This window comes from Streptomyces sp. NPDC050617, from assembly GCF_040654795.1.
GTDB lineage: Bacteria > Actinomycetota > Actinomycetes > Streptomycetales > Streptomycetaceae > Streptomyces.
In genome coordinates, this window is record NZ_JBFAIS010000064.1 from 1 (window position 1) to 4,965 (window position 4,965).

At 72.0% G+C, this 4,965-nt stretch carries 5 protein-coding genes and 1 pseudogene; 4 read left to right on the plus strand and 2 right to left on the minus strand.

From position 1 onward, the window contains the following. Positions 1-91: 91 nt before the first annotated feature. A complete protein-coding gene (locus AB0I49_RS38105; protein WP_363231824.1) occupies positions 92-1,495 on the minus strand; it encodes an MFS transporter in 1,404 nt (467 codons plus the stop codon). 121 nt (positions 1,496-1,616) lie between these two features. Next, positions 1,617-1,775, minus strand: coding sequence for a hypothetical protein (locus tag AB0I49_RS38110; protein ID WP_363231825.1), 159 nt, complete (start codon positions 1,773-1,775; stop codon positions 1,617-1,619). Positions 1,776-1,858: 83 nt separating this feature from the next. On the opposite strand from AB0I49_RS38110, the gene AB0I49_RS38115 reads away from it, so the two are divergent. The 4 genes and pseudogenes from AB0I49_RS38115 to AB0I49_RS38130 form a co-directional block, all read left to right on the plus strand. Then, entirely contained in the window at positions 1,859-2,125 is a 267-nt protein-coding gene (locus tag AB0I49_RS38115) for a hypothetical protein (protein WP_363231826.1), read from the plus strand. Between the two features lie 384 nt (positions 2,126-2,509). Then, positions 2,510-3,526: pseudogene (locus tag AB0I49_RS38120) on the plus strand (chitinase); the annotation flags it as partial. A gap of 164 nt (positions 3,527-3,690) precedes the next feature. Then, positions 3,691-4,836, plus strand: a complete 1,146-nt coding sequence (locus AB0I49_RS38125; protein WP_363231827.1) for an NlpC/P60 family protein — start codon at positions 3,691-3,693, stop codon at positions 4,834-4,836. Between the two features lie 45 nt (positions 4,837-4,881). Next, the coding region (locus tag AB0I49_RS38130; RefSeq protein ID WP_363231828.1) for a hypothetical protein at positions 4,882-4,965 on the plus strand (84 nt) is incomplete at its 3' end.

Genomic DNA, 4,965 nt, shown 5'->3' on the forward strand with positions numbered 1-4,965 from the left:
GGCTCAAGCCGGGCCCACTGCCCGTTCGTCAGATCCCCACGTCCCACAGAACATGATCATCAACGAACAAGATCCACTTTCGCAACACACCCTAGCCGGCTGTGCGCCGCTCGCGCAGCAGCAGCGCCACCGCCCCCGCGCCCAGGACCAGCACCACGGCGCTGAACACGAAGGCCGTGCGGTAGCCGTGGACGGCCGCCGCAGGGCCGGTTCCGGCGGTGGTGACGAGCGTGGCCAGGATGGCGGAGCCCAGGGCTCCGGCGATCTCGCTGAAGGAGTTGAGCACCGCGCCCGCCGTGCCGCTGTCGCGCTCCGGCACCCGGTCCAGCGCGGTGGCCGAGGCCGCGGAGAACATCGCGCCGACGCCCGCGCTGAGCACCAGCAGGCCGGGCAGCACGGCCGTCAGGTAGTCGTCCTCGCCGCTCACCCGCGCGAGCAGCAGCACGCCGAGCGCGGCGACGGTGAGCCCGCCGGTGATCAGCGGCAGCGGCCCGGTGCGGGGCAGCAGGCGTCCGCCGAGGGCGGCGGAGACGGCCATTCCGGCGGAGTACGGGAGCGAGGACACCCCCGTGGCCAGGGCGGACATGCCCAGGTCGCGCTGGAGGTAGTAGCTCAGGAGCAGGAAGATCCCGGTGACGGCCAGCCCGCCGAGGCCCACCGCGAGCATCCCCGCCACGCGCCGCCGGTCGGCGAGGACGCGCGGCGGCAGCAGCGGATCGCTCCCGCGCCGCTGGAGCCGTACGAACACCGTCAGCAGGATCAGCGCGGCCGTGAAACAGCCCCACGCCCATGCCGAGTTCCAGCCGTGTTCCTGGGCGGCGCTCACCCCGTACACGAGGCCGCCCAGGCCGAGCGCGGCGGTGAGCGCGCCGGGCAGGTCGTAGCGGCGCGCGCCGTCGGTGCGGCTCTCGTCGAGTACCCGCGGGGCGGCCAGCGCGGCGCAGAGCGCGAACGGCGCGGCGATGACCATGCACCAGCGCCAGGAGGCCAGGGCGGTCAGGGCGCCGCCCGCGATCAGCCCCGCCGCGGAACCGGCCCCGAAGACGGCCCCGTAGCAGCCGAACGCCTTCGCCCGGTCGGAGGGGTCGCTGAAGGCGGTGGACAGGAGGGCCAGCGCGGCCGGGGCCAGCAGGGCGGCGAAGGCCCCCTGCCCGGCGCGCATGGCGAAGAGCATCAGGCCGTTCGCGGCCAGCCCGCCGGCCGTGGAGCAGGCGGCGAACCCGGCGAGCCCGACGACGAAGGCGCGGCGGCGCCCGGTGTGGTCGGCGACCCGGCCGCCGAGCAGCAGGAGCGCGCCGAAGGCCAGCATGTAGCTGGTCACGCCCCATTGGCGGGTCGATTCGGAGATGTGCAGGGCGCGCTGCACGGACGGCATGGCGACGTTCATGATCGAGGCGTCGAGGACGACGAGCAGCTGCGCGAGGCAGATGACGGCGACGCCGAGCCATCTGCGGCTCCGTTCGGGCAGGGGGGATCGTGCGTTGAGGGGGTGCATGGATCTTCGTTCCATCGGCATGGCGGCGCGCGGGGCCGCCACGGCAGGGCGTGCGAGGGACGCGGACGTGATGGAGACGGGAGCCCGTACGCGACACGGGAAACGCGAGAGGAAGCGCGCGTCAGGCGCCGGAAGCCACCACGGGCCGGCGACTGGAGATCCACACCAGGCCCGCCGGCCGGCGGTCGATGGCCCGGCGGCCGCGGGCGAACCCGGCCGTGCCGAAGCGGACCGCGCGCTCGGCGCGGTCTGTCGCCTCGGTCATCAGCAGGGCGGGCATGGACGCCATGGTATCCCCGTGGTCGGTACAGCTGTCGGCGGCTGCCGTGGGGCGCCGCGCCGCGCATCGCGGAGACTGGTGCGGTGAGAAGCGAAGACACCCTGTTCGTGGGCGGGCCGCTGGACGGGCGCGTGCTGCCGGTGCTGGTGGGCGCCACCGGGCAGCCGCCGAAGTCGTACGAGATCCCGGTGCCGAACGACGACGGACGGCCGCCGACCGTCCATGTCTATCTGCGGGTCCCGGCCGGCGTGACGAAGCGGCTGGGGCTGCCGCGGGGCTGGCGGTACGAGTACGCACCCGAGGGCCGGCCGCCGCGCGGCCTGAAGTGGCCGTGGACGCGGAGCGGTTGACCGCGGGTAATCGGACCGCCCGAGGTTTGGTCCGGACCATTGACACCAGTGGTCCAGACCGGTTTATTGCTTGACCAGAGGGGTCCGCCTTGGCGAACTCCCCGGCTCCGTGTCCGAAGGCTCCGTACCTGCCGCGCCCGGGGCCGGACCGGGGCCGGTCCCTCCCCTGCGAGGGCGGTCCCCTCTCCCCATCGCTCGACCGGCACACCCCCACCACCCGTACCGCCGTCGAAACAAGGAGCACCCCCCATGCCCCTGCGCGAGAGAACGCTGTCCGCGTCGCTGGCGGCCGTCGCCGCCACCGCCCTGCTGTCCACCGCCGCGTACCTCCCCACGGCCCACGCGGCCCCCCGCCCCGACGCCCGTACGACGGCCGCGACCGCCCTCCCCGAGCACGCGCTCGTGGGCTATCTGCACGCCAGTTTCGCCAATGGTTCCGGCTATGTGCGGATGGCCGACGTCCCGAACAGCTGGGACGTCATCGACCTGGCCTTCGGCGAGCCGACCTCCACCACCTCCGGCGACATCCGCTTCAACCGCTGTCCCAAGAGCGAGTGTCCGAACGTGGAGTCCGAGGACGAGTTCAAGGCCGCGATCAAGGCCAAGCAGGCGGCGGGCAAGAAGGTGCTCATCTCCATCGGCGGGCAGAACGGCCAGGTGCGGCTGACCACGGCCGCCGCCCGCGACGCCTTCGTCAAGTCCGTCGGCGCGATCATCGACCGGTACGGGCTGGACGGCCTGGACATCGACTTCGAGGGGCACTCGCTCTCCCTCGACAACGGCGACACCGACTTCAAGCACCCCAAGACCCCGGTCATCGTGAACCTGATCTCGGCGGTCAAGACCCTGAAGGCCAAGTACGGCGCGGGCTTCACGCTCACCATGGCCCCGGAGACCTTCTTCGTGCAGCTGGGCTACCAGTACTACGGCTCGGGCAAGTGGGGCGGCCAGGACCCGCGCGCGGGCGCGTACCTGCCGGTCATCCACGCCCTGCGCGACGACCTCACGCTGCTGCACGTACAGGACTACAACTCCGGCCCGATCACCGGGCTCGACAACCAGTACCACACCATGGGCGGCGCGGACTTCCACATCGCGATGACCGACATGCTGCTCACCGGCTTCCCCGTCGCGGGCGACAAGAACAACGTCTTCCCCGCCCTGAAGCCCTCCCAGGTCGCCATCGGACTGCCCGCCGGCCCGAACGCGGGCAACGGCCACACCGCGCCCGGCGAGGTGAACAAAGCGCTCGACTGCCTGACCAAGAAGACCTCGTGCGGCGGCTACGCCACCCACGGGACGTGGCCCGCGCTGCGCGGGCTGATGGCCTGGTCGGTGAACTGGGACTCCTTCAACAAGCGGGAGTTCTCCAAGAATTTCGACGCCTACTACCGGCGCTGACGCCCCACGGCTACCGCTGGTCAGGTGACGCGAAGGCGGCCATTCAGTGGCGAGGTCGGGCGGAATCGCCCGTACCACTGCCATTAATAGCATTGGTCATGGCACGATCCCTTCCTGGGCCAAATGATCTAGGCCACTGATCCAGGCCACTCATGGAGGTAATCGTGTCCGGACGGTTCGTACGGTCGGTGTGCACGGCGGCGGTGGTCGCCACGGCGGCGTTCGCACTGCCCGCGCCCATGGCCTTCGCGTCACCGAAGGACCCGCCGGACGCCCCGGTCAGCGAGCTCCTCACCCAGCTCCAGACGCTGTACCAGAAGGCCGAGGAGGCCACGGAGACGTACAACGGCACCGAGGAGAAGCTCAAGACGCAGCGGGCCCGGGTCGACAAGCTCAACAGCGAGCTCGCCGACGTCCGGGTCGCGCTCGCCAACAGCCGGAACGACGCCGGCCGCCTCGCCCGCGAGCAGTACCGCGGCGGCACCGGCGCCCTCTCCCCGTACGTGCGGTTCCTGCTCAGCCGCGACCCGCAGGAAGCCCTGGACCAGGGCCACCAGCTCAAGCGCGAGGCCGGCCGGCGGGCCGAGATGATAAAGCGGCTCACCGGCGGCGAGCAGCAGGCCGACCAGCTCGCGACCGACGCGCTGGCCGCCCTCGACGTCCAGGAGACGCTCGCCGCCACCCAGAAGAAGCAGCGCGACACGGTCAAGCAGCGGCTCGACGAGGTCGAGAAGATGCTCGCGTCGCTGACCGGCGATCAGCTCGCCGAGCTCCAGCGGCTGGAGCAGCAGGACATCGGCGCGGCCCAGGACAAGCTGATGGCGAGCGGCTCGCTGGGCGGGGCGTCGCGCGCCCCCTCGAAGGACGGCCAGGCGGCCGTGGCGTACGCGTTCAAGCAGCTCGGCAAACCGTACGTGTGGGGCGCGACCGGGCCGGACTCCTTCGACTGCTCGGGCCTCACCTCGCAGGCGTGGGCGCACGCGGGCGACCCGATCCCGCGGACCAGCCAGGAGCAGTGGAAGTCGCTGCCGCGGGTGCCGCTGAACCAGCTGCGCCCCGGCGACCTCGTCGTCTACTTCAAGGGGGCGACCCACGTCGCGATGTACATAGGGGACGGGCTGGTGGTGCAGGCCCCGCGGCCCGGCGCGAAGGTGAAGGTGTCGCCCATAGCGGCGAACCCGCTGCTCGGCGCCGTACGCCCGGACCAGGGCAAGGAGCCGGTGAAGGGGTACAAGCCGCCGAAGCTGCCGGCGGGCGCGTCGAACGGCTCGGACACGGGCTACGGCTCCGCCGGGGCGCCGAAGCGCTGACCGTACGGCGGCAGGACAGAGGGGTGCGGCCGCATGGACTCGCTGATGGCCCTGGAACTGCGCGTACGGCTGGAGCGGACGCTGCAGGCCGCCATCCCGCGCATCGTCATCTGGACCTCGCCCACCGTG

Excerpts from the sequence above, each read along its gene's own strand:
- AB0I49_RS38110 (WP_363231825.1), bottom strand. The coding sequence starts at position 1,775 with ATGCCCGCCCTGCTGATGACCGAGGCGACAGACCGCGCCGAGCGCGCG.
- AB0I49_RS38105 (WP_363231824.1), bottom strand. The coding sequence starts at position 1,495 with ATGCACCCCCTCAACGCACGATCCCCCCTGCCCGAACGGAGCCGCAGA.